25 protein-coding genes are annotated in these 23,169 nt (G+C 30.0%); 21 read left to right on the forward strand and 4 right to left on the reverse strand.

The window, feature by feature from the left end:
* Positions 1-21: 21 nt before the first annotated feature.
* Positions 22-855 carry an Mrp/NBP35 family ATP-binding protein gene (locus BM120_RS04135; protein ID WP_091993518.1) on the forward strand — a complete coding sequence of 278 codons (834 nt, stop codon included), beginning with the start codon at positions 22-24 and terminating at the stop codon, positions 853-855.
* A 75-nt stretch (positions 856-930) separates the two neighbouring features.
* Here the strand turns inward: BM120_RS04135 and BM120_RS04140 are convergent, their stop codons facing one another.
* Entirely contained in the window at positions 931-1,206 is a 276-nt protein-coding gene (locus BM120_RS04140) for a hypothetical protein (RefSeq protein ID WP_091993519.1), read from the reverse strand.
* 112 nt (positions 1,207-1,318) lie between these two features.
* On the opposite strand from BM120_RS04140, the gene BM120_RS04145 reads away from it, so the two are divergent.
* The 8 genes from BM120_RS04145 to BM120_RS04180 all read left to right on the forward strand — a co-directional run bounded on the left by BM120_RS04145 (position 1,319) and on the right by BM120_RS04180 (position 7,965).
* Positions 1,319-1,930, forward strand: coding sequence for an NUDIX domain-containing protein (locus BM120_RS04145; protein ID WP_091993521.1), 612 nt, complete (start codon positions 1,319-1,321; stop codon positions 1,928-1,930).
* 27 nt (positions 1,931-1,957) lie between these two features.
* Positions 1,958-2,248 (forward strand): GIY-YIG nuclease family protein, encoded by a 291-nt coding sequence (locus BM120_RS04150; RefSeq protein WP_091993522.1) that lies wholly within the window; start codon positions 1,958-1,960, stop codon positions 2,246-2,248.
* Positions 2,249-2,417: 169 nt separating this feature from the next.
* Positions 2,418-2,849, forward strand: a complete 432-nt coding sequence (locus BM120_RS04155) for a GntR family transcriptional regulator (protein WP_242941558.1) — start codon at positions 2,418-2,420, stop codon at positions 2,847-2,849.
* Positions 2,815-3,534, forward strand: a complete 720-nt coding sequence (locus tag BM120_RS04160; RefSeq protein WP_091993524.1) for an ABC transporter ATP-binding protein — start codon at positions 2,815-2,817, stop codon at positions 3,532-3,534. The genes BM120_RS04155 and BM120_RS04160 overlap by 35 nt, the downstream gene beginning before the upstream one ends.
* Positions 3,527-4,366, forward strand: coding sequence for a hypothetical protein (locus BM120_RS04165; protein ID WP_091993525.1), 840 nt, complete (start codon positions 3,527-3,529; stop codon positions 4,364-4,366). The genes BM120_RS04160 and BM120_RS04165 overlap by 8 nt, the downstream gene beginning before the upstream one ends.
* A gap of 14 nt (positions 4,367-4,380) precedes the next feature.
* The gene (locus BM120_RS04170; protein ID WP_091993527.1) at positions 4,381-5,256 is read left to right on the forward strand and encodes a hypothetical protein; all 876 of its coding nucleotides are present in this window, start codon (positions 4,381-4,383) and stop codon (positions 5,254-5,256) included.
* Positions 5,257-6,738 carry a hypothetical protein gene (locus BM120_RS04175; RefSeq protein ID WP_091993529.1) on the forward strand — a complete coding sequence of 494 codons (1,482 nt, stop codon included), beginning with the start codon at positions 5,257-5,259 and terminating at the stop codon, positions 6,736-6,738.
* A gap of 117 nt (positions 6,739-6,855) precedes the next feature.
* Complete coding sequence (locus BM120_RS04180) at positions 6,856-7,965, forward strand: DUF3810 family protein (RefSeq protein WP_177187368.1); 1,110 nt, start codon at positions 6,856-6,858, stop codon at positions 7,963-7,965.
* Positions 7,966-8,101: 136 nt separating this feature from the next.
* On the opposite strand, the gene BM120_RS04185 is transcribed toward BM120_RS04180, so the two are convergent.
* Both BM120_RS04185 and BM120_RS04190 read right to left on the reverse strand, forming a co-directional pair.
* Entirely contained in the window at positions 8,102-8,698 is a 597-nt protein-coding gene (locus tag BM120_RS04185; protein WP_207645696.1) for a chromate transporter, read from the reverse strand.
* Entirely contained in the window at positions 8,692-9,258 is a 567-nt protein-coding gene (locus BM120_RS04190) for a chromate transporter (RefSeq protein ID WP_091993531.1), read from the reverse strand. Before BM120_RS04190 ends, BM120_RS04185 begins: the two co-directional genes overlap by 7 nt.
* 156 nt (positions 9,259-9,414) lie before the next feature.
* On the opposite strand from BM120_RS04190, the gene BM120_RS04195 reads away from it, so the two are divergent.
* The 4 genes from BM120_RS04195 to BM120_RS04210 all read left to right on the forward strand — a co-directional run bounded on the left by BM120_RS04195 (position 9,415) and on the right by BM120_RS04210 (position 14,811).
* Complete coding sequence (locus BM120_RS04195) at positions 9,415-11,265, forward strand: tetratricopeptide repeat protein (protein WP_091993533.1); 1,851 nt, start codon at positions 9,415-9,417, stop codon at positions 11,263-11,265.
* 21 nt (positions 11,266-11,286) lie between these two features.
* Positions 11,287-12,222, forward strand: a complete 936-nt coding sequence (locus tag BM120_RS04200; protein ID WP_091993534.1) for a magnesium transporter CorA family protein — start codon at positions 11,287-11,289, stop codon at positions 12,220-12,222.
* A gap of 79 nt (positions 12,223-12,301) precedes the next feature.
* Positions 12,302-12,973, forward strand: coding sequence for a hypothetical protein (locus BM120_RS04205; protein ID WP_091993536.1), 672 nt, complete (start codon positions 12,302-12,304; stop codon positions 12,971-12,973).
* Between the two features lie 140 nt (positions 12,974-13,113).
* Positions 13,114-14,811 (forward strand): phospho-sugar mutase, encoded by a 1,698-nt coding sequence (locus BM120_RS04210; RefSeq protein WP_091993537.1) that lies wholly within the window; start codon positions 13,114-13,116, stop codon positions 14,809-14,811.
* A gap of 39 nt (positions 14,812-14,850) precedes the next feature.
* Here the strand turns inward: BM120_RS04210 and BM120_RS04215 are convergent, their stop codons facing one another.
* On the reverse strand, positions 14,851-15,729 hold the full coding sequence (locus BM120_RS04215) for a YihY/virulence factor BrkB family protein (RefSeq protein WP_091993539.1): 879 nt from the start codon (positions 15,727-15,729) through the stop codon (positions 14,851-14,853).
* Between the two features lie 296 nt (positions 15,730-16,025).
* Between BM120_RS04215 and BM120_RS04220 the strand changes: the two genes are divergently transcribed.
* From BM120_RS04220 to BM120_RS04255, 8 genes are all read left to right on the forward strand, one after another.
* Entirely contained in the window at positions 16,026-17,480 is a 1,455-nt protein-coding gene (locus BM120_RS04220; RefSeq protein ID WP_091993541.1) for a 3'-5' exonuclease, read from the forward strand.
* 116 nt (positions 17,481-17,596) lie between these two features.
* A complete protein-coding gene (locus BM120_RS04225; RefSeq protein ID WP_091993543.1) occupies positions 17,597-18,331 on the forward strand; it encodes an alpha/beta fold hydrolase in 735 nt (244 codons plus the stop codon).
* A gap of 106 nt (positions 18,332-18,437) precedes the next feature.
* Positions 18,438-18,752: a hypothetical protein gene (locus BM120_RS04230; protein WP_091993544.1), complete on the forward strand. Its 315-nt coding sequence runs from the start codon at positions 18,438-18,440 to the stop codon at positions 18,750-18,752.
* Positions 18,753-18,757: 5 nt separating this feature from the next.
* A complete protein-coding gene (locus BM120_RS04235; protein WP_091993546.1) occupies positions 18,758-19,414 on the forward strand; it encodes a TIGR04282 family arsenosugar biosynthesis glycosyltransferase in 657 nt (218 codons plus the stop codon).
* A gap of 8 nt (positions 19,415-19,422) precedes the next feature.
* Complete coding sequence (locus BM120_RS04240) at positions 19,423-20,643, forward strand: protein kinase family protein (protein WP_091993547.1); 1,221 nt, start codon at positions 19,423-19,425, stop codon at positions 20,641-20,643.
* Between the two features lie 29 nt (positions 20,644-20,672).
* Positions 20,673-21,389 carry a TIGR04283 family arsenosugar biosynthesis glycosyltransferase gene (locus BM120_RS04245; RefSeq protein WP_091993549.1) on the forward strand — a complete coding sequence of 239 codons (717 nt, stop codon included), beginning with the start codon at positions 20,673-20,675 and terminating at the stop codon, positions 21,387-21,389.
* Positions 21,390-21,431: 42 nt separating this feature from the next.
* Entirely contained in the window at positions 21,432-21,902 is a 471-nt protein-coding gene (locus BM120_RS04250) for a YbaK/EbsC family protein (protein ID WP_091993551.1), read from the forward strand.
* A gap of 423 nt (positions 21,903-22,325) precedes the next feature.
* On the forward strand, positions 22,326-22,967 hold the full coding sequence (locus BM120_RS04255; RefSeq protein WP_091993552.1) for a YitT family protein: 642 nt from the start codon (positions 22,326-22,328) through the stop codon (positions 22,965-22,967).
* Positions 22,968-23,169: the final 202 nt, after the last annotated feature.

A 23,169-nucleotide genomic window follows, 5' to 3' on the forward strand; every position in this document is an offset into this window, starting at 1 on the left:
ATTAAAATTGGAGGTAGCTTTATGAGTGAGATAAACGAAAATACAGCGATGGGTAACAGTGGTTCACCAAATAATGACAATTCTAATAAAATAAAAAATATAATCGGTGTAATGAGCGGTAAGGGTGGAGTAGGAAAATCGACTGTAACAACTCTCATTGCAAGAGAATTAAACAATAAGGGCTTTAGGGTTGGAATACTAGATGCTGATATAACTGGACCAAGTATTCCTAGATTAATGAATATGGAGGATATTAGAGCCTTTTCTTCAAATAATTCAATAATACCTGTCGTTTCAGATGAAGGTATAAAGATGATTTCTTTAAATTTTTTGATAGAAGATGAAAATTCACCAGTAATTTGGAGAGGTCCAATGATAGGTAACATAGTTCAGCAGTTTTATAATGATGTATTATGGGAAGAGCTAGACTATTTGTTAATCGATATGCCTCCTGGAACTGGAGATGTTGCATTGACAGTTATGCAATCAATACCATTGACTGGAATAGTGATGGTATCAATACCTCAGAATTTAGTTTCTATGATTGTTGCAAAGGCTGTTAATATGGCAAATCAGTTAAAGGTTCCAGTGATTGGACTGGTACAGAATATGAGCTATGTCAAATGTCCTGGATGTTCAGAGAAAATTGAAATATTTGAAGCTCCTGAAATGGAATTATTCCTTAGAAAAATGAATTTGGAATTACTTGGTGAGCTTCCGATGACAAAAGAAATAATTAATTACAGCATAGCTAATGATACTTTGAGTGATGATATAAAGAATACAGTCGAAGCTATGACTGAAAAGATAGAGGTATTTTGCAAGAAAAATAAACTCAGAATGTTTTTGAGATAGAAACATTTTCTATATAAAAATAAAAGCTATAATGGATGGTTAATACCATCCATTATAGCTAGATAGTTAGTAATACTATAGTTTTTTGATCGATTTTATCGAACTAACAGGAATATAAAGCATTTCCTTTCTAGTATCATTTTTACCACCGATAGCATCTTTCTTTTCTTTGTCCAAGTGTGTCACAGAAAGCGTTAGAGAGATATTATCATAATCAGCAATTACACCATAAAGCTTCGATTTTGTGAGATATGTATTCACTTCCACAAAATCATCTAAATGATCCTTGATAAATTCGTGAAAGGTTACATTTGCGACTGTTTTTTTAAATTTTTGTGTTTGATTACGCATTAACGGTCTCTCCCTTCAAAAACAAATAATTTCAAATAAAATATAAAAATATATATTCTTATTTCAATTATATACCCATTGGAAGAATATGTAAATAATTTAAGGAGAAAAAATGAAATTAGAAAATAAAAAAAATGAAATAATAAATCTTGAGGTCATCTTCAAATCAAAATTTCTTAATTTATTTAAGGTGATATATAAAACGCACTTAGGAAACGAAAAGTACTGGATAGTTGCATCAAGAAAGACTGTCGATTCATATAAAAAGCTTATTTTCGAGAAAGATACTTACGAATCTGATGCTGTTGTAATTGTAGGGTATGATGATTCAGAGGATAGGCTGTTACTTATTAAAGAATTTAGAATACCAATAAATGACTATATTATATCACTTCCAGCGGGGTTAGTAGATTCAGGTGAGGATATTGAAAGTGCTGCAAAGAGAGAGCTTTTTGAAGAAACCGGACTCAAGCTTTACGATATTGACTGTGAAAGATCTTTAAAGAAAACATATCCATCTGTAGGAATGTCAGACGAATCTATATCGATGCTGTTTGGCAAGGTAAAAGGCGAGATAAGTGATAGAAACCAAGAAGAGAGTGAAAATATTGAACCTTTTTATGTAACGAGAGATGAAGCGAAAAAACTACTTTTGGAAAATCATAATTTTGATACAAAGGCGTGGTTGGTATTAAGAAGCTTTGCCGATGGAAATAAGCTTTAAAATATCATTAATGCTTGGAATAAAGCTATGTTTACGTATATAATAAGATGTATGGACGATTCTTTGTATTGTGGATATACAACTGATATTGATAGGAGAATAGAAGAACATAAAAAATCAATCGGATCAAAGTATGTTAGGGCAAAGAAGTATAAAAAAACAGAAATTGTTTTTCGGCTCAAATCTAAATGTGATGCTATGAAATTAGAAAAGAGGATAAAAAAGTTAAAAAAACAGGAAAAGGAAAAGTTAATAGCAGGTGATATATCATTGCTTTCTAGCTTTGAAATTGAATTTTCTATATACTTTTCGGAATAATGACAACAGGAAGTATAAAACAAGCTTATATGAGGGTCATTTTAGATTTATAAAAATTTTCTATAAAAAATAAAAAAACAATATTGACATTTTAAATGTACTATAGGTATAATACACTTAAAGGTGTACTACATCTATAGTACATTTTTGCTTGAGAGGAGGGAAGGCTTTGTATAAATCGATCAAATTTAATAATAATTCACCTATATATTTGCAAATAACTAAAAACTTTGAAGCGATGGTTTTTGTAGGAAAACTGGTATCTGGTGATGTAATTCCTTCAAGAAGAGAGTTGGCAGCAGAGCTCAAGGTAAATTTGAATACCGTTCAAAAAGCATATTCATATATGGAGGATATTGGATTAATATGTACGGAAAAGAATAGACTCAGTAAAATTACTAATGATTTATCTGTAATTTCGGAATTGAAGAAGCAGTATATTAAAGAACCGGTAATCGATTTTATTAGAACGATGAAATCAATAAATACAGAAAAAAGCGAAGTGATTCAATTAATCGATTATTATTATGACAACTTTGATGAAATATATGAAGGGGGAGAGATAGATGATACAAGTAAGAAACTTGACGAAAAAATATAGAAAGCCATTGATAAATAAAAGGAAATATGTCGATTATGCGCTGGATAATGTAAGTTTAACCATAGCTGAGGGCAAGATTACTGCTATTTTAGGCATTAACGGAGCGGGGAAATCGACTTTATTAAAATGCTTGGCAGGTATAATAAAACCAAATTCTGGCTCAATAATCATTGATGACAAGCCAATAAATAGCTTTGTAAATAATCATTTAATATTTGTTCCAGATACTGAGACACATTTTCCAGGATTTACAGTAGGACAAATGATAGCTTTTTATAAGGATTTTTATCCGAGCTGGAATGATGAAAAAGCAGAGGATATGATGAATTTTTTTAATATAAAAAGAGAAGATATTATAGACAATCTTTCAAAAGGAAATATTGCGAAGGTCAAGTTAATGCTAGCTTTTTCACTTGATTTGAAGTATATACTTCTAGACGAACCCTTTAGTGGAATAGATATATTTAAGAGAGAAGAGTTTGTAAGCTTAATAGCAAAATATATGAATGAAAACCAGTCTGTTGTATTCACTACTCATGAAATAAGTGAAATAGAATCTATTGTTGATCATGTATTCATTTTAAGTGATGGAAGGATTGTCAGCAGCTTTGATGCAGAAGAAATGAGATATTTAGAGGGTAAATCAATACTTCAAAAATTGAGAGAGGTGACTTTTAATGAGTAATTTCTACAAGCTTATTACAATTAACCTTAAAAGAGATAAAGCATTGCTGGTATTTGCATCTCTACTGGGATTTTTAATTTCAGGAGTGTTCACTTTTATTATTTGCCTTATTTCAAATTATAATATGCAAAATTTTTTGGCAACAAGTGAATCTATTGTAAATAATCAGAATGTCGGACAAATTATAATGCCAAATATTTTGATTGGTTTAATACCGTTTATTCTGGTGCTTCTTTGTATTTTATTTATTGTTATAGCAAGCCATAGCAGATTATACAATGATGACGGGTCAACATATATGATGATTCAGCTTCCCGTCAGAAAGGAATATCATTGTTTTATCTTCTTTTTAGAAATTACGGTGTTTATGATAATACAGTATATTGTAGCATACCTATGCTTATTTATTTACTTTAAATATTTGATGCATATTTTGGCACAATATGGAGCATTTTATCAATTTACTTTATTTGATGATGTTTCAGGCTTTGGCGATTTTGTTATTAAAATAAGAAATTACAATACAGTTTTTTGTATACTTGAAGATTTTGTGTACAGAATATTGGTTACGATACCTGCTATAGCTGCGTTTTTTATGTTTATGATGATAAACGTTTATAAGTATGGAAAAAAATTTCTAATAGCATTATTTATAATAATATTATTTGTTGTAGTATTTTCTCCGGTATTAAAGCTAACACAAATATTATATTATGGATTGGTAATACTGATTGCTCCTTTAGATAGAGGGAGCCTGATAAACTCGCTTGCTTTATTGATTGGATATTTGTTTTATTCAATGTATTTTTACAAGAATAAGCTGGATTTTTAGTAGGGGGTAATAATATGAATGAGATAATGAAGCTTTATTATTACGAATTAATGAAAAATAAAAATAAGATATTTGCTGTATTAATAGCTGTTCTGATATTCAATGCTTTTATGATATCAAGTGTATATTTACCGATATTTTATGAATTACCTATTGGTGAATTTAGAAATATTGTAAGCATTTTTATTAAAAATACTTCCACTCCAGAGTCATTGAAAATACTATTGGAGCAGTATGCTGTCAACAGTATTGATTATCAAAAAATCGGATCCAGTTCATTTATTTTGATATATTATTATGGTGGTAGCCTATTTTGTGTATTGATGTCGATAGATATAGTATCAAGAAGCTACAAAAAGAAAAACAAAAGCTTCTATATTGAATATTTAATGCCAGTTAAAATAGCAAAGCTTAAGATTTCAAAAATAATGTTTGGGTTTAGCTTGTACCTATTATTTCAAGCTCTGATGAATATTTCGGCGATTGCAATGAACTTTGTATTGGGTCAAGTGTATAAAAATACATATAATTCAAGTCTGGCATTGTTATCAAAAATCGGCTACAATACCTTTTTCCCGACAAATTTTTCTAGGGTTATGATCGTTACATTTGTAATTGTGTTTGCAAGTGTAGTCTATACTCAGACTATCACAAGTATCGTTTACATAAATGAAGGCAAGAATACATTTAAAAATAAGATTTTATTTTGCTTGCTATTACTATTATTCTGTGTAATAATGGGTGGTTTAATAATTTTGACTGAAAAAATTGAAATTAAATTTTATTACGATAATCAAATTGTAATAAATGCTTTAGTTTTAGCAGCTGCCACCGTATTATTTTTCATAGATTGTATTATGACGAAAAATAGAGTGAGAGGAGGAATTTAGATGAAAAATAAAGTATATGTAGGCTATGCAATAATCGTATCACTTGTAGCTGTCTTTATATTTGTGTCAGTAAAAATTTCATCAGCCTCCAACGAGCTAGTAGTTGATACAATAAAGGGTGATGAAAAAATATTAGATGATGTAAAATTAATTTATGTAAATGTTGATGATGCTCTTAAGCTTACAGATGGAATGAACAGAAGATACAGCTTGACTGCACATGAAAATAGAGAGAAAAAAATATCCTCAATAAACTCGCTTCAGCTTAGCTCATCTGAGCCTAAAAATTTTAAATTGGAATATGGAAAGGATTTTGTAAAGCTAAACGATGGGATAAAGTATCAGATAAAGCTTGATGATTCATTGGAGAAGCTTTCATATGGAAGTACAAATATAGATAAAATAATTACATCAAATAGCAATTTCCTTATAGAAAAAAATACTAAAGAAAAAAAAGTGATAATTTCTTTATTTAGTAATGGTTATTATGATGGAACATATCTAAAAAAGATAGCTTTGGATAGTGACTCTAAGCTTTATAAAGCCATCAAATCTGATAACCATACGGCAGAGATTTTTGACTACAGTGTTGATGGAAATAAATTGAGTCTTATTGTAAGCGTGCATGATTTTGAGTATAGTAATGAATACGATAAAGAAACCTTAGCGAAAAAGGAGTATAGTAGAAATATATTCTTTATTGAGTATGATCTTGAAAAAAAGTCATTTTCTGAAAAAGAATTACTGAATTACAGCAGGAAATATAATGAGAAAGACGATATCCTTGCAGTTACAGCATCTGAAAAGACATTTATCTTTTCAAAGTCAAATAACATAAAACAAGTATTTACAATAGATAATAAAACTTCAAAAATCACGACCGAAGAAATTGGAAAGATTGACAGGAAAAAAGAGGAAAACTACCTGAAAGTTTTTGATACTATCCAGCTTCGTAATGGATTTCTTGAAAAAAGATATGATGATAAAGAGAAAATACTTACTTTAGCAGCTATTAATAATGACAATTTTCTCAATTTGCTGGAAGCTTCTTTGAAAGATGGTGAGTTTAGAGTTTTATCGAATAAAAATACTGGAATAGTATTCAACGATTTCTCGTATGAATTATCAGATAATGATTCTAAGGTTAGAGAAATGAATAAAAAATACTATAATAGTAAAAATTATATGATTGATGACTATGACTTTAAGTACAGTATTCAGAGCTATATAGATAAGAAGATGGTAATGACAAGTGACGATTACCTAGTTTGCATATCTAACAATAGGATGTATGCAGTAAAAGAGGAAAGTGTTGAAAAAAATCATAAAAATCAGCATGGTAGTTATGTTTATTTTGATATAATAAGTATATATGATAAAAAGAAAGAAAAAATTGTATATCAAGCCAGAATTCTTGACGGAGTAAACGAAAACCTTGGTGTTTACAAGAAGTATTATCTGCTAAAAAAACAGAATAATTAATATATATTATATTATTATTGAAAATTCATGTAGTTTATATAAAATAACAAAATTATATTTCTTCTTTAATAATTATAATATTTATGGTATAATACTATTGCCATGGAGGTGATTGTATTGTTTAAATTTAGAATATGGACTGTGTTATTGGCTATATTATCTGCAGTATTGCTGGTATTATCAGCTAAATATAAGAGTATAAATGCTTTTGTTTACACAGAATTGATAAATAAATTTGTTAGAGAAAAAATTAGCATTATTAGCGATAAAGCTTCTCTTCCGATAAGTGAAATTATCCTTATTATTGTTGTAATAATACTGTTAATTGTGTTTATCAACTTTGTTAGAAACCTGTTCTCACCAAAAAAATGGATTTTATATGTAGCCAGGATGTTCTGGGGAACATTTAACATTTTCAGTATCTTGTTTTTCATATATATTGTCGTATTTGGTTTGAATTATCAAACACCAGCTCTAGGCGATGAATTAGTTCAGAAATACAATAAGCGATTTTCGACAAATGTGAATGTGAATATTGATAGATCTAAAAGAATGGATTTGTTTAAACAGTTATCAGAGAAAGCGTCGGAATCGAAAAAAATATTTGTAATCTCAGAAAAAAAATACTTTGATAGCTTGGATGAAATGTCTTTGCAGGCAGAGGTTGGATATAATGTTATATCTGAGGCTTTTCCAAAGCTTTCCGGTAAATATTCAAGACCCAAGCAATCACTATCAAACGATATGTTAAATTATTTTGGATTGGATGGAACATATTCTATGCTTATGAATGAAATAGTTATTAATACATCTGTACCGAAAGAATATATGCCGTTTATACTTTGCAAATATATGGCGTATCAGAGAGGAGTAGCAAGAGAGGATGAAGCATCCTTTTATGCATATCTATCATGTATAAACAATCCGGATATAAGATTTAAATATGCAGGGTATTTGGCTATGACAGAGATGATTATTGAGTCACTGAGATCCAATGATAAAGTAGATTTCAATCTGTCATTCAATACTCTTGATAAGGAAATAAAGAATGATATACTAAGGCTTGATGCTTATAAGAGTGATTTTGGCTCAGGTAAAAAAATTACATATGGATATAAATTCTACTTTAAAAGAATTAATGGCGATGTAAGAGTAGATTCCGTTGCAAATCAGACAACAAATTTGGTTTCAATATATTATTCACTATTTCCTACAGCTTATTCATAAAACAATAAATAGATACTATATCTCATAAAATGTTGGAAATTAAAAAATACTATGGTGTACTATATACAAAGAAGAGGCTTGTGTCATTCATTTTTGAAAAATGAGTGGCTGAGCCTCTTCTTATTCTATTTATCCTTTATTTTAGAATCAATCCTGCTAAAAGACCTATTACAGCTGTAATTGCAATAATTTTGATAATGCCAAAATTTTTTTTTCTAAGAAGAAATATTCCCACACAAAATCCAGTTATTCCGATAATTTTCAAATTTGATAAAGCAATAATACTAGTCAAGCTATTTATACCATCAAGCCTTGCATTTTTGAAGATAGACGATGTGAATAAATCTAAGGTAGTGACGAAAATAAGACCACAAATCGCTGGCTTAAGTCCATTTAATATATACTCTATAGCCTTTATTTTTTTCCCACTAAATATGAGCCTTCCAAGTATCAGCATTAAAATACAGCTAGTAGTTACCTCTGCCATTGTGGCTACAATTCCACCTGGAATACCGGCGACTTTAACGCCAATAAATGTGGCTGAATTAATAGCAATGGGACCTGGTGTTATTTGAGAAAGTGAGATCAAATCATTTAGTTCCTTGATTGTTAACCAGTGTGTATTATCGACAATGTATTTTTTTATAAGAGGAATTACAGCGTATCCGCCACCAAATGCGAAGGATCCAATTGGCAAAAAATTAATGTATAATTTAATCAGTAAATCTAACATATTTTATCCTCCTCAACAATTAAAAATATAGTTAGCCCAATCAATCCGGCAAATAATATAATAAGAACAGCTGATATATCTGTAAAAAAAGCCAGCAAAATAGATACAATTAAAATACTTGTGCCAAATTTCTTATACTTTGATAAAGCTTTTTTTGACATATTGAAAACAGTAAATCCCAAAATTGCACTCATTGCACCTGCCATGCATTCCATAATTGTTTGAATCAGTCTTATGTGTATAATGCTAGAATAAACATAATACAATAGTGAAATTACAATCAAGCAAGGTAATACCGATGCAAGCAAGGAAGTGAATGCACCACACATTCCTTTCATTCTATATCCAGCCAAAATAGATGTATTTATTGCCATTGGTCCTGGTCCAGATTGTGCTATTGCCACTATATCAATCATTTCTTCTTCTGCAATAAAAGACCTTTTCTTTGAAAATTCATCAATAATAACAGGTATAATCGTATATCCACCTCCGAAAGTGAACATATTTATCTTAAAAAAAATGAAAAACAGTTCTCGCAATTTAATATTCTCATTTTTCATAGCATATCACCTCTTTTTATATTTGTGTATTTATATATACATTTTATAACAAAAAAAAGGAAATATCAAAATTATTACGCACTTTACATAAGTTTTTAAATAATATATAATGATATAAGGAATGCTATGCAAAGATTAAAATAGGAGGTGACTCATATGCCGCAGAATCCCAAAATGGATTATCTAAAGGGGAATTTTTATGAAAAAATTGGTAAGTCTGAACTGGCTGTTGAAAAATTCATAGATGCTGCGGAAGCTGGATATGATAGGGCCCAACTAATACTTGGACAATTATATGATAGCGAAGGCGAGCTTGAAAATGCAGAAAACTGGTATAAGTCTGCGTTTAACAGTGGAATCGACTATGCAGCTTTTAATTTAGGAAATATGTATTATAACAATGAAATATATGATACGTCTTTATATTGGTATGAAAAAGCTGCTGAAAAGGGAATATTATCAGCAAAAAACAATATGGGTGTAATTTATTATATATTGGAAGATTATGATATGGCTGAACAAATGTTGGCTTCGGCAGCAGATGAAGGCTTTGCTAAATCGTTCTTCAACCTCGGTCTATTGTATAGTGAGCTTGGAAACGAAGAACAATCTAAGATAATGTATGAAAAAGGTGTTGAGCTCAATGATGAGGATGCAACCTATAATATGGCTGTTATAGAAATGGAAGATGGCAACTTTAACAGATCTATTGAACTGTTTAAAAAATTGATAAAAAAGAAAAATATAAATGCTTGCATAAATTTGGGATTGCTATATGAGCTGTCTGAAAACTATTTGGAGGCCGAAAAAACATATACGGTTGCCGCTGATGCTGGAAGCCCAATAGCACAGTACAGATTAGCTTATTTACTTGACAAGATGAAAAAGGAGTCTGATGCAATTCATTATTATGAATTGGCAATTGCTAAAAATCACACACTTTCTAAATATAGATTGGCGAATTTATACAATAGAAATAATGATACAGACAATGCCAGAGTTTACTATAGGCAAGCAGCAGATGATGGTATAAAAGAAGCAAAGAATAATCTCGCAGGAATATATTTTGAAGACAACAATTTAAAAGAGGCAGGAATATATTTTAAGCAAGCCATTGATGATGGATGTTATAATTCCTCTGAGAATATGGGGGATTTGTGTAGAGTTCTAAAGGACTATGATTTGGCAATTCATTATTATAAAATGATGCCGAGTAACATCACCAGTCAAATAAAGCTGGCAAATATGTACGAAAAAAAGAATGATATTGAAAACATGACTACTTGGTATAAAAAAGCTGCGGATAATGGAGATATTGAATCTTGCTTCAAGCTTGGGACAATTTATGAAAAGCTTGGAAATGAAAAAGGAGCATTAAGGTATTACAAAATAGCGTCTGAATATGGTCACGATATTGCGAAAATGCACGTTGGAAAACTTCTGTTTACGATTGGAGCATACGAGGAATCCTTAAAATACTTAACAGATCCTGCCAAGTTGGAAAATATATACGCCTTAAATACTATAGGAGTTATGTATGACAATTTTTTCAACGATACAAAAAAAGCAATTGAGTATTATGAAAAAGCAATAAAGCTAAATTGTACGGAATCAATGTACAATCTTGCCCAGCTATTGTTGAGAAACTATGAATATGACAATGCAGAAAAATACTTAAAAATGGGATCTGATAAAGGTAATAAGAGATGTGAATATTTCTTGGCAGCCTTTTATTTCAGAAAGTCGTTTGAAATGTTTAAATCCCTAGCTAATATCAACTATGAAAATACACAGCAACTTGTATATGAAATAAGAAATCTTGACTTTATCAGCGATCATTTACTTATTTCAGATTTTGATATAGAGCCATTGAAATACGAGGTAATCAAGGAAGATGTGGAGCCTCTGTATATATTGGATGTAGAGGAAGATGTCACTGTTTATTTTGTAGGTAGAGAGACCAGAATGGCTGTTGATCAAGGTGAGGTAGAAAATATAGACGTATAGATAATTGGAAGGAGGGGTAAGATGATAAGATACTACAAATCAATAAACTTAAAACTTGAAAAGTTAAACGAATACGAACGGAGTTGTTGGATAAATCTTACCGAACCCACTTCTAATGAAATAGACGAAATATGTGCGCTTTTAGAATTGGACAGAGATGTAATTACTGCTGCGTTGGATGATGAGGAGAGCTCTCGTATAGAATATGACGATGACTACACATTAATATTGATTGATATACCTTTTGATATGTCCGACTCCAGAACTTCAAACTATATAACTATTCCACTTGGAATTATACTTGCAAAAGACAGTATAATAACGATATGCTCAAAGCAAACGAGAATAATGAATGATTTTATAGTGGGACACGTCAAAGATTTTTACACCTTTATGAGAACTAGGTTTATCCTTCAGGTATTATACAGAAACGCAAATTATTACTTGCTGTATTTGCGAAGAATCAACAAAACTACTAATGACATAGAGCAAGAAATCTATAAATCTATGAAAAATAAGGAATTGCTTCAGCTGTTGCAGCTTGAAAAATCTCTGGTATATTTTTCGACCTCACTTACTGCAAATGAGGCGACATTGGACAGACTTCTGAAGCAAAATATCGTGAAGCAATATCTGGAAGATCAGGATTTATTGGAAGATGTAATCATCGAAAACAAACAAGCCTTACAAATGTCAAAGATTTATGGAGATATATTGAGTAGAATTATGGATGCATTTAGTGCAATCATAAGTAATAATCAGAATAATGTTATGACATATTTGACAATTGTCACTATTATCATGGCAGTGCCAACCATTATTTCGGGTCTTTGGGGTATGAATGTAGGTGGAATTCCCTTTGAAAAATCACCTATGGGATTTTGGTGGGTTGTAATACTTACGATGTTGGTAGTTATTATGTCCACAATATATCTAATAAGACAGAAGCTACTTTAGAATAAATAAAATATATTGCTACTTATTAATTAGTAATTATTAGAAATACACTTGATAATTATAGGAAAGAGGCATTATTATGAATGAATCTTACTTTGAAAACTTATTAGGAATAGATACTTCAAAATTTGAGTATAGTGGAAATGGTTCATTTGAAATGTCCTATGAACCAACTCCCTATAATTCTATTATAAAATTGTTTAAAAAATATACTCCACTTGAAAATCCTCATTTTGTGGATTTTGACTCTAAAAAAGGTAGGTTTTCGTTCTTAGTAAATTATTTTTTTGATGCTGGATGTACTGGAGTAGAGGTACAAGCAGAATATCATAAAAAATGTTTAGAAAATCTAGCTAGCTACAAAGAAAAATATACAGAGAAGGCGAAAAAGATTTTTTTTGTAAATTCAAGTGCTGAGAAATATGCAATTTCAAGCTTTGAAAATGTGTTTTATTTTTATAATACGTTTTCTGTGAAGGCTTTTTCCAAAATAGTTGCAAATATACTTGAATCAGTTAAGGAGCATGAAAGAACAGTCGATATTATATTATATTTTCCAGCTGATGAGTTTACATATTTTTTAGACAGAAAAACACCTTTTTACCATTTGTTAGAAATTTATCCTGAGGAAAAGCAATCAAACACTATGGATAAATTCGTAGTTTATAGATATGGAAAAACGACTGAGATACTGACAATAGAGATGCAGGCAGTATGTAAAGCTTGTATAGAGATATGCTCTTGCAAGTAGTTTTATAAGACTACTTGTAAGAGTTTTTTATTTGAACCAGCGAACATTTACATATTATTTTTTATAAATATTTTTACATATAATTAAAAAGATATGCTATAATTGATTTAATTAATCAATAATTAATAGGTGGTGATTTTATGGGTTACATGGAAAAATATAATGAGTGGCTAAGCTCTCCATATTTTGACGAAAAAACAAAACAGGAGCTATTATCTATCAAAGGCAATGATAAGGAAATAGAAGACAGATTTTATAGAGAATTAGAGTTTGGTACAGCAGGATTAAGAGGAATAGTTGAGGCTGGTACCAATAGAATGAATGAATATGTGGTCAAAAAGGCATCCTATGGGTTGGCAAAGTATTTTTTAAAAAAATATTCTGATGCAAAGAGTAGAGGTATAGTAATCGCTTATGACAACAGGAATATGTCAAGAGAATTTTGCATGGTCGCTGCTCAAGCAATAGCAGCTGCAGGCTTGAAGGTTTATTATTTCGATGATTTGAGAACGACTCCGATGCTGTCATTTTCTGTAAGAGATTTAAATTGTGTAGGTGGAATCGTTATTACCGCTAGTCATAATCCACCGAAATATAATGGATACAAGGTTTACGGTGAAAATGGTGCTCAGGTTATGCCAGATGTAGCAAAGGCAATTTTGAATGAAATCGATAATATAAATGATTTTTCTGAAATTCCAAAATACGAAGAGAAAAAATATGCAGACCTTATGGTATTATTGGATTCAGAAATAGATAATAGATTTATAGAAGCAGTTAAAGCCAATATAATAAGAAATGATGTGATCAAACAATTTTCAAGTGATTTTAAAGTGATATATACACCTCTTTGCGGTACTGGTAGAGTTCCCGTACTGAGAGTTCTTAAGGATTGTGGATTTGAAAATGTTTTTGTAGTTCCAGAAGAAGAAATGCCTGATCCAAGCTTTGCTGGCATAAAAACTCCAAACCCTGAGGAAAGTATCGCACTAGCTAGAGGTATTGAATTGTTGAAAGAAAAAGATGCTGATATTTTGATAGCAACTGATCCTGATTGTGATAGAGTAGGTGTGGCAGTGAAAAATTCTGCTGGAGATATAGAATTGCTTACGGGAAACCAAATTGGCGGTCTGCTGACAGAATATATTATTTCAGGTCTTAAAGAGAAAAATAGATTACCAAAAAATGCTTGCATGATAAAAACAGTGGTTACATCCGAGTTTGGAGCAGATATCGCAAAATATTTTGATGTTGATGTTGTAAGTATTTTGACAGGTTTTAAGTTTATGGGTGAAAAAATCACTCAGTACGAAAAAGACAATTCAAAATCATTTATCATGGGATATGAAGAAAGCTATGGATATCTTGTTGGTACACAGTGTAGAGATAAAGACGGTGTCGTTGCAGCATTATTAATCTCAGAAATGGCACTTTATTATAGAAGCAAGGGACTATCCTTATATGAGGCTTTAATATCTCTTTATCAAAAATATGGCTATTACAGAGAAAAAACTATTTCTATAATGTTAGAGGGAAAAGAAGGTGGAGAAAAGATCTCTAGAATAATGACACATTTAAGAAATTCAAATTTGAAGGAAATATCCAACAAAAAAATTGTTGAATTATTGGACTTTGAAAAAGGAGTTGAAGGCTTTACAAAATCAAATGTGTTAAAGTATATTTTAGAGGATGGTTCATGGGTTGCATTGAGACCATCAGGTACCGAACCAAAAATAAAAGTATACATAGGAACAAAGGATTCAATGGATGACAAGTCAATTAAGAAAGTATCAGAAATAGAAGAGTATTTCTTGAGAGAAATCAACGCGGTAGATTAGTTAATATTATTAAATAGAAAACAGCTCGTATACTACTCATTAAAATGGAGTATGCGAGCTGCTTTTAAAAGCCTCCTGAAGTGAATTTTTCTTTTGTATTATAAAAATAATCGAATTGATTTTATAACCGATGGTTATTGCCATGCTACATAGATAAATCCAAGTCATCAAAACTATCATCGTCGAAAGGCTTCCATAAATTTGATTTATTCCACTGAAATTATTTGCATAGAATGAATACAAAGCAGAAAATACTATCCAAAGTATAGTAGTAATGCAAGCTCCAGGTAAGCCCTGCTTAGCCTTCATTCTGACACTAGGTCCAAGTGTAAAAAGGCTCGTAAAAATATAAATCATATATGTCACTGGAATTAAAAATCTAACCACGTTAAAGATAAGCTTCAACAGAAAATAGTCACTGATAAGCTTTTCAATCAAAAATCCGATTTTTTTACCGTATACCAATAGAAAAATACTCAATAACGTCAACAGGAAGAAACCAATGGCGAACAATATGCACAGAATATTTAGCTTTATTAAGCCTCTTAGCTCTGCAAATCCATATGCAATGTTTTGACCTTTAACTACAGCTTTTACTGCCTTTGAAAATGTCCATGTTGCCAAAACAAAAGAAAAAATTACCAAGGTAAAGCTTCTGTTTTTTACTGCAGATTCAATCAAGCTATTTATAATCATATATGCGTCATCTGGAATAATTTGCAATAAAAATTTTCCGGATGCCACAACATTTATATCTGGGATATAAGCCATGGAAGCAATTAAGAATATAAGTGATGGAAACACAGAAATAGTTAAGTAAAATGCTGTTTCCGCACTTCTTGTGTACATATCTGGCACATTGAAAAAGTTTATAAATATTTTTATTGATGATACCATTTTTTTTATCTTATTCAACATAACAATTCTCCCATAAAAATAATATGAATATTTTCTGCTAACATATTATATATAATACCATAATTCTATATGAATTAACAAAAATATTAAATTTAATTCATTAAATACTGTATAAAAGAAAATATTTACCAGCGAGAAATATCTTATAAGACAGATCGTAAAACAAATACTTTAAGAACGTTTATAAATATATTATTTATGCAGATAATCTAAAGGTATATAAAATTTAGTCGAATTATAGAAGAAAAATGTTATAATATTAGTAGTATCTTAGCTTAAGGAGGATATTTTTAAATATGTCATTCATAGTTGGTCCTAGTAAATTTTCTACATATTTACCAAATAAGTATGTGGTAATAGATTTGGAGGCAACAGGAAATTCAAAATTTAACTATATAATTGAATTGTCTGCGATAAAAATTGATAACAATGAAATAGTCGACGAGTTTAGTCACCTGATAAAGCCACCTGATTTTAGATATGTTGGCGATACAAGGAAAGTGAGCTCTTTTTCTATAAAAAAAAATAGAAAAATTTTCTACATTGATTCATTTATTGAAAAGCTTACAGGAATTGACAACAAAATGATTGATAATGCGACACCAGAATCGATTGTGATAAAAAAATTCAACAGCTTTATTCAAAATAATATTATTGTAGGACATGGAATGGCAAACGATATTCATTTGCTCAATAATGCATATAATAGAGTTCTTGGTATTGATTTTGTCTGTTCATTTGTCGACACATTTGAATTAGCATTGATTATTGACAATGTTGAATATTCACTTGTAAATTTATGCACTAAGTTTGGCATTGACAACAAAATTATCCATAGAGCAAGATCTGATGCCTACAGAACATATCTGTGTTATGAAAAGCTGAAAAAAATTATAAATGATGACTCGGAGGGGGTATTTAGAGAAGGCTTTGATAATAAAATTAATTCCATGATTGCGTCGCAGAGGAATAATATGAATAGAAAGAGAATCAAAAAATTCAATGGTATGAATTGGAGTAGAATAAAGAAATTTCTTGAATCAGTTGGAAATCTTGAAGATATTTTATATGAAGAAAATATATTTGTGTCAAATTTAATGACTGATAGGGATAGAAAAAAAATTAAAGATATTGTCGAGTATTGTGGTGGCAATATAAGTGATACAATTGATGATAACACTGGTTTTTTTATTTCAAATTTCAACATAGATATAGATTTGATAGATTCTTTTACTCAAATATACCGAAATGTATTTGAGCATACAGAAAAAAATACTGACTCTGAAATAAGTGATGAAATCGAAATTGATATCGAAGTCGACAAGATATATCACTCAAATTCACAAAAATACGATGAATTATACCTTATTTATTCATCTATTTTGAAGCATAACAGGATAAAGGTAATTTCCTTTGAAGATGTAATGAATTCATATAATCTGGGATACAATCCTCATAGAGTATTTGATGAAAGTCTTTCAAGCCAGACATATGATAATACAAATAACTTTTATCTGTATCTGGATGGAACAAACAAATCAAATGTCGATATTATCAAAAAAAATATAATTGACAAGGGTGGACATATTAAGACGGTTCTTGACGAATCGATAGAATATATAGTTCTTGGAAAGAAAGATAATACATTTATTAATTCAAATGAGTTTATAAAGTTTATTTTTCTTATTTCTACAGGAAGTAGTATTTTTATAGTCAATGAGTCACGTTTCGAAAAAAAATCATTGGAATAAATTTTTGGATTTTTGCAAGAAAAAAAAATCTACAACCATTATCGTAGCTTGAATTGACAATTAATGGCTATAGTTGTATATTATTTTGTAGAAAAACAAAAAAATGGAGGCTATATATGAAGATTGATACTTACGGTGATTCTAAGAATCCCGTTGCATTACTTATTCATGGTATTTTTTATCCTGGGGTAACTAGTTATAGGTCAATATTGCCAATTCTAGAAAAAAAATATTATATAATCGTACCAAATTTAGATGGACTTTCATACCCAAAAACAGACTTTGTTTCAGCTAGAAAACAAGGTGAGAGAATTATAGAATGGCTCAAAGAAAACAATATAAGCCATATTCATTTTCTGTTGGGATCTTCATTTGGATCATCTGTTGCTTTTGAGATATTAAAGGATGTATCCTTAAGCATCGACAAGGCAGTGCTAGATTCACCGGCACTAAAGGAAAGCAAGCTGCATGGTATGATTTTATATTTCGAGATGAAGAGAACAGCAAAGGACTTTAGAAAGAATGGGATTAATGCATTTAAGCATTTTGATAAATATAGATATTTCGATAGCTTTGACAAGGAATATTGCTTAAAGGTTTATAATACGATGGATGACAAAACATTGAAAGAATTAGCATTTTCATGCTACAGGTACAGACTCCCCTCTGAATTATACAGAGATGATACGGAAATTAAATTTATTTTTGGTGAGAAAGATAAATCAAAAGCAAATTTACCAGAAGTTAAGGAATTGAAATCCGGAGAGATAAAGATTGTTGAAGGGATGAGCCATTTGCAATATATGTTTGAAAAACCTACGGAGTTTTTACATGAATGTGGAGTGATATAATCTTTCACTGTAAAAAACTTTAATAGTTTGGTATAATAAATGTATAGGTATACGTTGTGAAACTTTTAGTCAGTAAAATTTGTGTACATACCAGAGGAGGTTAGCTATGAAAAAATTTTTAATAGGCGCTATTGCTGGTGCTGCTGCTATTGCAATTGGGTATAAGTTGGTAAAAGACAATGAAGAAGAGGTAAAATCATTTATAAGTAATCACTTTGGAAATGATTTGGAAGTCGATATCGAGGATCTTGATGTTAAAGAATTGGAAGAGCTTCGTAGTTATGTAGATGAAATAATAGAGGAAAAGGATATGGATAAAAGCATTGACTACGATGATTATGCTTCTGACTATAATTCTGATGGCGAAAATAATGATTATGAAGAATACATAGATTTAAGTAATCTAAGTCCAGAGAAGTAGGAAAAGTGAAACGAGCTTTTATTTTATTTACAAGACTTCCAATACCAGGACATACTAAAACCAGACTTGAAAAGTATATTTCGAAGGATAAATGTGCAGATTTACACAAGTCGATGCTGATGGATATAGATTTAACTCTATCTGACGTAGATGCAGATATATTTATTTTTCATACGCCAAATGGAACTTCATCTGAATTAAAGAATATATTTAATGAAAAATATGAATATTTAATTCAAAGAGGTGATGATATTTGGAAGAGAATGGCAAATGCGTTTTCGGATATATTTTCACTGGGATACGAAAGTGTGATTTTGATAGGTGCTGATATACCATCAATAAATTCTAAGCATATCAATGACTCCTTCAAATTGCTTGAAAAATCTGATATTGTAATTACACCTACATTTGATGATGGATATTGCTTGATAGGGATGAATTATTTTTGCTCAGATATTTTTGATATAGAAGGTAATGTAGATTCCTTAGGAGTTTTTGGAGGTACATTGAAAAAAATTTATGAAAATGATTTGATAGTAGCCATTAATAGCAAAATTCTTGATATAGATGAAGAAGAAGATATTTTCTCGATTATATCCTTATACTATGATATGGAAAATTGCAGAAATACCATCAAATATCTAAAATCAATTGGGTACTAGGGGGTAATATGTCTGATATTTTAACAAAAGAAAACATAGAAAAGTCAATAAATAATCGTAATTTTGTCGAAAAGCTTGCCAAGGGGAAAAATATTCCCCTTGGTTTTGATAAATTTAGAGTAAATGTTTGTGAGCTTGCAAATGGCGAATACAATTATAATTTTAAGATATCCGTTATTTTTATATACAACAATTCTTCTCAAGTTTTTGAAGATGCCGTATTAAGAATTAATTATGGAAGTCAAATGAATTTCAAAAAACAGATAGAATATGAATATCGTTCACTTGAGCTACTTAAAAACACTGGTGTAACACCAGTGCCAATTTTCTTTGATGACACAAAAACGCTATTACAAAAGGATTATCTAGTTATGGAATTTGTAAATGGAGTTCAGATGTCATATTCCACGGATATGAAGCTTGCTGCAAATGTTCTTGCAAAAATACATTCTGAGAAAATTCCCGAAAATAACCATCTAGTAAAGCCATTTAATTTAATTTCATCAATGATTGATGAATGTAGAGCTATGTATGGTAAATACAGAAATAGCGAATTTTTTGATGTGAATATTGATAAGAGAATATCCAAGCTATTTAAAAAATGTGAGCTATTAGAAAAAAATGAAATTGAGCATATCGGCAATAGCTCTAAAAAAACGGATGTTTTTGATAAAACGATTAATTCTGACAGCAAATGTATGATAAACACCGAATTAAATTCCTCAAACTTCTTAGTTGACGGAGCTTCATGTTTTTTAGTCGATTGGGAAAAGCCTATATTGGGCGAAAAAGAGCAGGATCTAGGCCATTTTTTGGCACCGACGACGACATTCTGGAAAACTGATGTTATTTTGAATAAAAAGGAAATAGATATTTTTTTAAGAGACTATTTATTATATTACGAGTTATATGGAAAATATGGTACAGAGCCTATTGTGGATAATAGAAATCACGATTTGAAAAACGATGCTGATAAACATTATTTAAATATAGAAGCTGATAATATTGTTAAAAAAAATAATGAATTTGAAATGCTAAAAGAAAAAGTAAGTAAATACATTATTTTGAACTGCTTGAGAGGCATCACATGGTGTGCCATGGCGTGGGTCGAGTACAATTCAGAGGATAAAGCAATATTGAATGAATTTACATATAACAAATTAAAGCAATACCTAGATTATAGCTTTTTAGATCAGGTAATCGATATTTGTGGTTTAAATGACATATAGGCAAGTGATAAAAATAGAATGGAGAAAGTATGAAAAAGGTTAGTATTATCGTTCCAATCTATAATGAGGGTAGTAATGTAAGTAAATTAATAGACATTCTACTTAAAGTCGATAATATTTACGAAGTGATTTTTTCCGATGCTTCAGATGATGGTAATGCAAAAAAAATAATTGAAGCAAATGGATTCAGTTATATTAAATCGCCAAAGGGAAGGTCATTTCAAATGAACGAAGGATTCAAGCACTCTTCTGGAGATATTGTGTTTTTCCTTCATTGCGACAGTAAAATTGAAAAAAACTGTATATCATCTATAATCAATGCTTATGAGAATGGAGTTAGCTTTGGATGTCTGACAGTCGTATTTGACGATACTAGACTACTGATGAAAATATGTGGCTTTATGTCAAATTTCAGGGTAAATCATAGAAAAATAGTATTTGGGGATCAAGGTATGTTTTTTTCAAGAGAATTATTTATCAAATTAAATGGATTTGCTGAAATTCCAATAATGGAGGACTATGATATTTCGATTAGAGCCAATAAATTCGAAGCTGTAACAAAACTGGATGATAGAATTATTACTTCATCAAGAAAATATTATAAGGGGTATGGTAGATTTAACCACGGAAAGCTGAGCTTTATAGGAATATTATTGAATATGTGGTATATGCAGGTCTATCAGCATAAATTTAGAGCCGGAAGCTCACTGGAAGATATAAATAAAATGTATTATAAAAATAAATAATGCTTATTCAAACAAATATAAAAGAAAGTGCTGAGGTGTATTATGAGTATAGCAAATGTAAGAGCATATTTTAAACAATATAACAAAGAAAATGATGTAATTGAATTCGAAACTAGTAGTGCTACTGTGGAGTTGGCGGCAAGAGCTGTAGGGACTGAAGAAGCTAGGATAGCGAAAACTCTTAGCTTTATGACTCCAGAGGGTCCAATTCTAATAGTTACTGCAGGCGATACAAAAATAGACAATAAATCATATAAAGCACAATTCTCTTGCAAGGCAAAGATGCTAACAATGGAGGAGGTTGAGAAGCTGGTCGGACATAAAGTAGGTGGAGTTTGTCCGTTTGCAATCAAAGATGGTGTAGATGTATATCTTGACAATTCCATGAAAAGATTCGACTCTGTATTTCCAGCCGCCGGTAGCTCGAATTCAGCTATCGAATTAAATTGCGAAGAGCTTGAAAAATTCTCTCAAAGCTTTAAAGGCTGGATTGATGTTTGTGTAGTTAGATAATATTTCTGCAGCATAAGTAGAATTCATTTTAGGAAAACAATATGCTAAAGATACGGTACTAGTGTTTAGTAAAACTAAACAAATAAAAAAATTTTAAAAACATGAGTTCATTTATACTAAGAAAATATATTATATTAATAAATTTTAAGTTTTTTTATAATTAAAAATTCATTGATATTAAGCCAAATATTCAAAATTTATTTCGCGATACAAAAAAACCTTAAAAATGATGTTAAAAACTTATCTAAAAAAATGCCAATTTTAAAACAGGAAAACACTGTTGAAAATTGGTTTTTTTTTATGTATAATAGCTATATCAGTTAAGCTTAACAATTAAATAGTTTATAAAACAAGGGCGCTCCAGAATAAATGATTTGGTGATTGACGGTGTACCAAATCGCAAAGAAAAGGAAGGTAATTTTTATGGACAAACGGTGTATGATTAAAAAGCTATTACAAATAGTTGTTGGAACTTTAATATTATCGTTTGGTATTTACAATTTTTATTATCAAAATGGAATAACAGAAGGTGGAGTTCTGGGTTTATTGTTAATATTTAAAAATGTGTTTAACGTAGATGTTTCGTTATCAAATGTTTTTATAGATGGGTTTTTAATCCTATTGGGATTTAGATTTTTCGGAAAAAAATTCTTTGGTTATACGATTTTCTCAACAGTTGTATTTTCAATTGTTTATGGTATTTTCGAAAAATTTGGTTTCTTAGTTACAGTAGACAACAATATTATTGCGGCTATACTAGGTGGTGTTTGCGTAGGAGCTGGTTGTGGAATTATTATTAATGCCGGTGGTGCAGCCGGTGGAGATGATATAGTAGCACTTATATTATCAAAAATATCAAATGTAAGTATTGGTAAAGTATATTTAATAACTGATGTGATAGTTCTAGTATTAGCTTTATCGTATCTACCTGCTAGTAAGATAATATATTCTATTACAGCTGTTGTTGTTAGTGGACAAGTTATAAATATTATGTATAAGTTTAATGATTCAATAGAATTAGTATCGGATTTGACACCTGTAGTCGATAAAGAATTGGCAGCATAGTCATAAAAAATATTAAATAATATTATTCAGTATTTTTAGTATTAAAGCTTATACTATTAAAAATATCCTATTTTGTGATAAAAAATAGGATATTTTTATGTATATAATTTAATATAAGCATTACCTTTAAACCAATAAGCCTTATTAATAATTTAAAATTTCAAGTTGATATTTAACATTCATTTTATGTACTTTTTATAAT

The organism is Peptostreptococcus sp. D1, assembly GCF_900112955.1.
Classification (GTDB): Bacteria; Bacillota; Clostridia; order Peptostreptococcales; family Peptostreptococcaceae; genus Peptostreptococcus.

Bases quoted from the DNA above. Each gene is read 5' to 3' on its own strand.
- BM120_RS04135 (WP_091993518.1), top strand. From the start codon at position 22: ATGAGTGAGATAAACGAAAATACAGCGATGGGTAACAGTGGTTCACCA.
- BM120_RS04140 (WP_091993519.1), bottom strand. From the start codon at position 1,206: ATGCGTAATCAAACACAAAAATTTAAAAAAACAGTCGCAAATGTAACC.
- BM120_RS04145 (WP_091993521.1), top strand. From the start codon at position 1,319: ATGAAATTAGAAAATAAAAAAAATGAAATAATAAATCTTGAGGTCATC.
- BM120_RS04150 (WP_091993522.1), top strand. From the start codon at position 1,958: ATGTTTACGTATATAATAAGATGTATGGACGATTCTTTGTATTGTGGA.
- BM120_RS04160 (WP_091993524.1), top strand. From the start codon at position 2,815: ATGATACAAGTAAGAAACTTGACGAAAAAATATAGAAAGCCATTGATA.
- BM120_RS04165 (WP_091993525.1), top strand. From the start codon at position 3,527: ATGAGTAATTTCTACAAGCTTATTACAATTAACCTTAAAAGAGATAAA.
- BM120_RS04170 (WP_091993527.1), top strand. From the start codon at position 4,381: ATGAATGAGATAATGAAGCTTTATTATTACGAATTAATGAAAAATAAA.
- BM120_RS04175 (WP_091993529.1), top strand. From the start codon at position 5,257: ATGAAAAATAAAGTATATGTAGGCTATGCAATAATCGTATCACTTGTA.
- BM120_RS04185 (WP_207645696.1), bottom strand. From the start codon at position 8,698: ATGTTAGATTTACTGATTAAATTATACATTAATTTTTTGCCAATTGGA.
- BM120_RS04190 (WP_091993531.1), bottom strand. From the start codon at position 9,258: ATGAAAAATGAGAATATTAAATTGCGAGAACTGTTTTTCATTTTTTTT.
- BM120_RS04195 (WP_091993533.1), top strand. From the start codon at position 9,415: ATGCCGCAGAATCCCAAAATGGATTATCTAAAGGGGAATTTTTATGAA.
- BM120_RS04200 (WP_091993534.1), top strand. From the start codon at position 11,287: ATGATAAGATACTACAAATCAATAAACTTAAAACTTGAAAAGTTAAAC.
- BM120_RS04205 (WP_091993536.1), top strand. From the start codon at position 12,302: ATGAATGAATCTTACTTTGAAAACTTATTAGGAATAGATACTTCAAAA.
- BM120_RS04210 (WP_091993537.1), top strand. From the start codon at position 13,114: ATGGGTTACATGGAAAAATATAATGAGTGGCTAAGCTCTCCATATTTT.
- BM120_RS04215 (WP_091993539.1), bottom strand. From the start codon at position 15,729: ATGTTGAATAAGATAAAAAAAATGGTATCATCAATAAAAATATTTATA.
- BM120_RS04220 (WP_091993541.1), top strand. From the start codon at position 16,026: ATGTCATTCATAGTTGGTCCTAGTAAATTTTCTACATATTTACCAAAT.
- BM120_RS04225 (WP_091993543.1), top strand. From the start codon at position 17,597: ATGAAGATTGATACTTACGGTGATTCTAAGAATCCCGTTGCATTACTT.
- BM120_RS04230 (WP_091993544.1), top strand. From the start codon at position 18,438: ATGAAAAAATTTTTAATAGGCGCTATTGCTGGTGCTGCTGCTATTGCA.
- BM120_RS04240 (WP_091993547.1), top strand. From the start codon at position 19,423: ATGTCTGATATTTTAACAAAAGAAAACATAGAAAAGTCAATAAATAAT.
- BM120_RS04245 (WP_091993549.1), top strand. From the start codon at position 20,673: ATGAAAAAGGTTAGTATTATCGTTCCAATCTATAATGAGGGTAGTAAT.
- BM120_RS04250 (WP_091993551.1), top strand. From the start codon at position 21,432: ATGAGTATAGCAAATGTAAGAGCATATTTTAAACAATATAACAAAGAA.
- BM120_RS04255 (WP_091993552.1), top strand. From the start codon at position 22,326: ATGGACAAACGGTGTATGATTAAAAAGCTATTACAAATAGTTGTTGGA.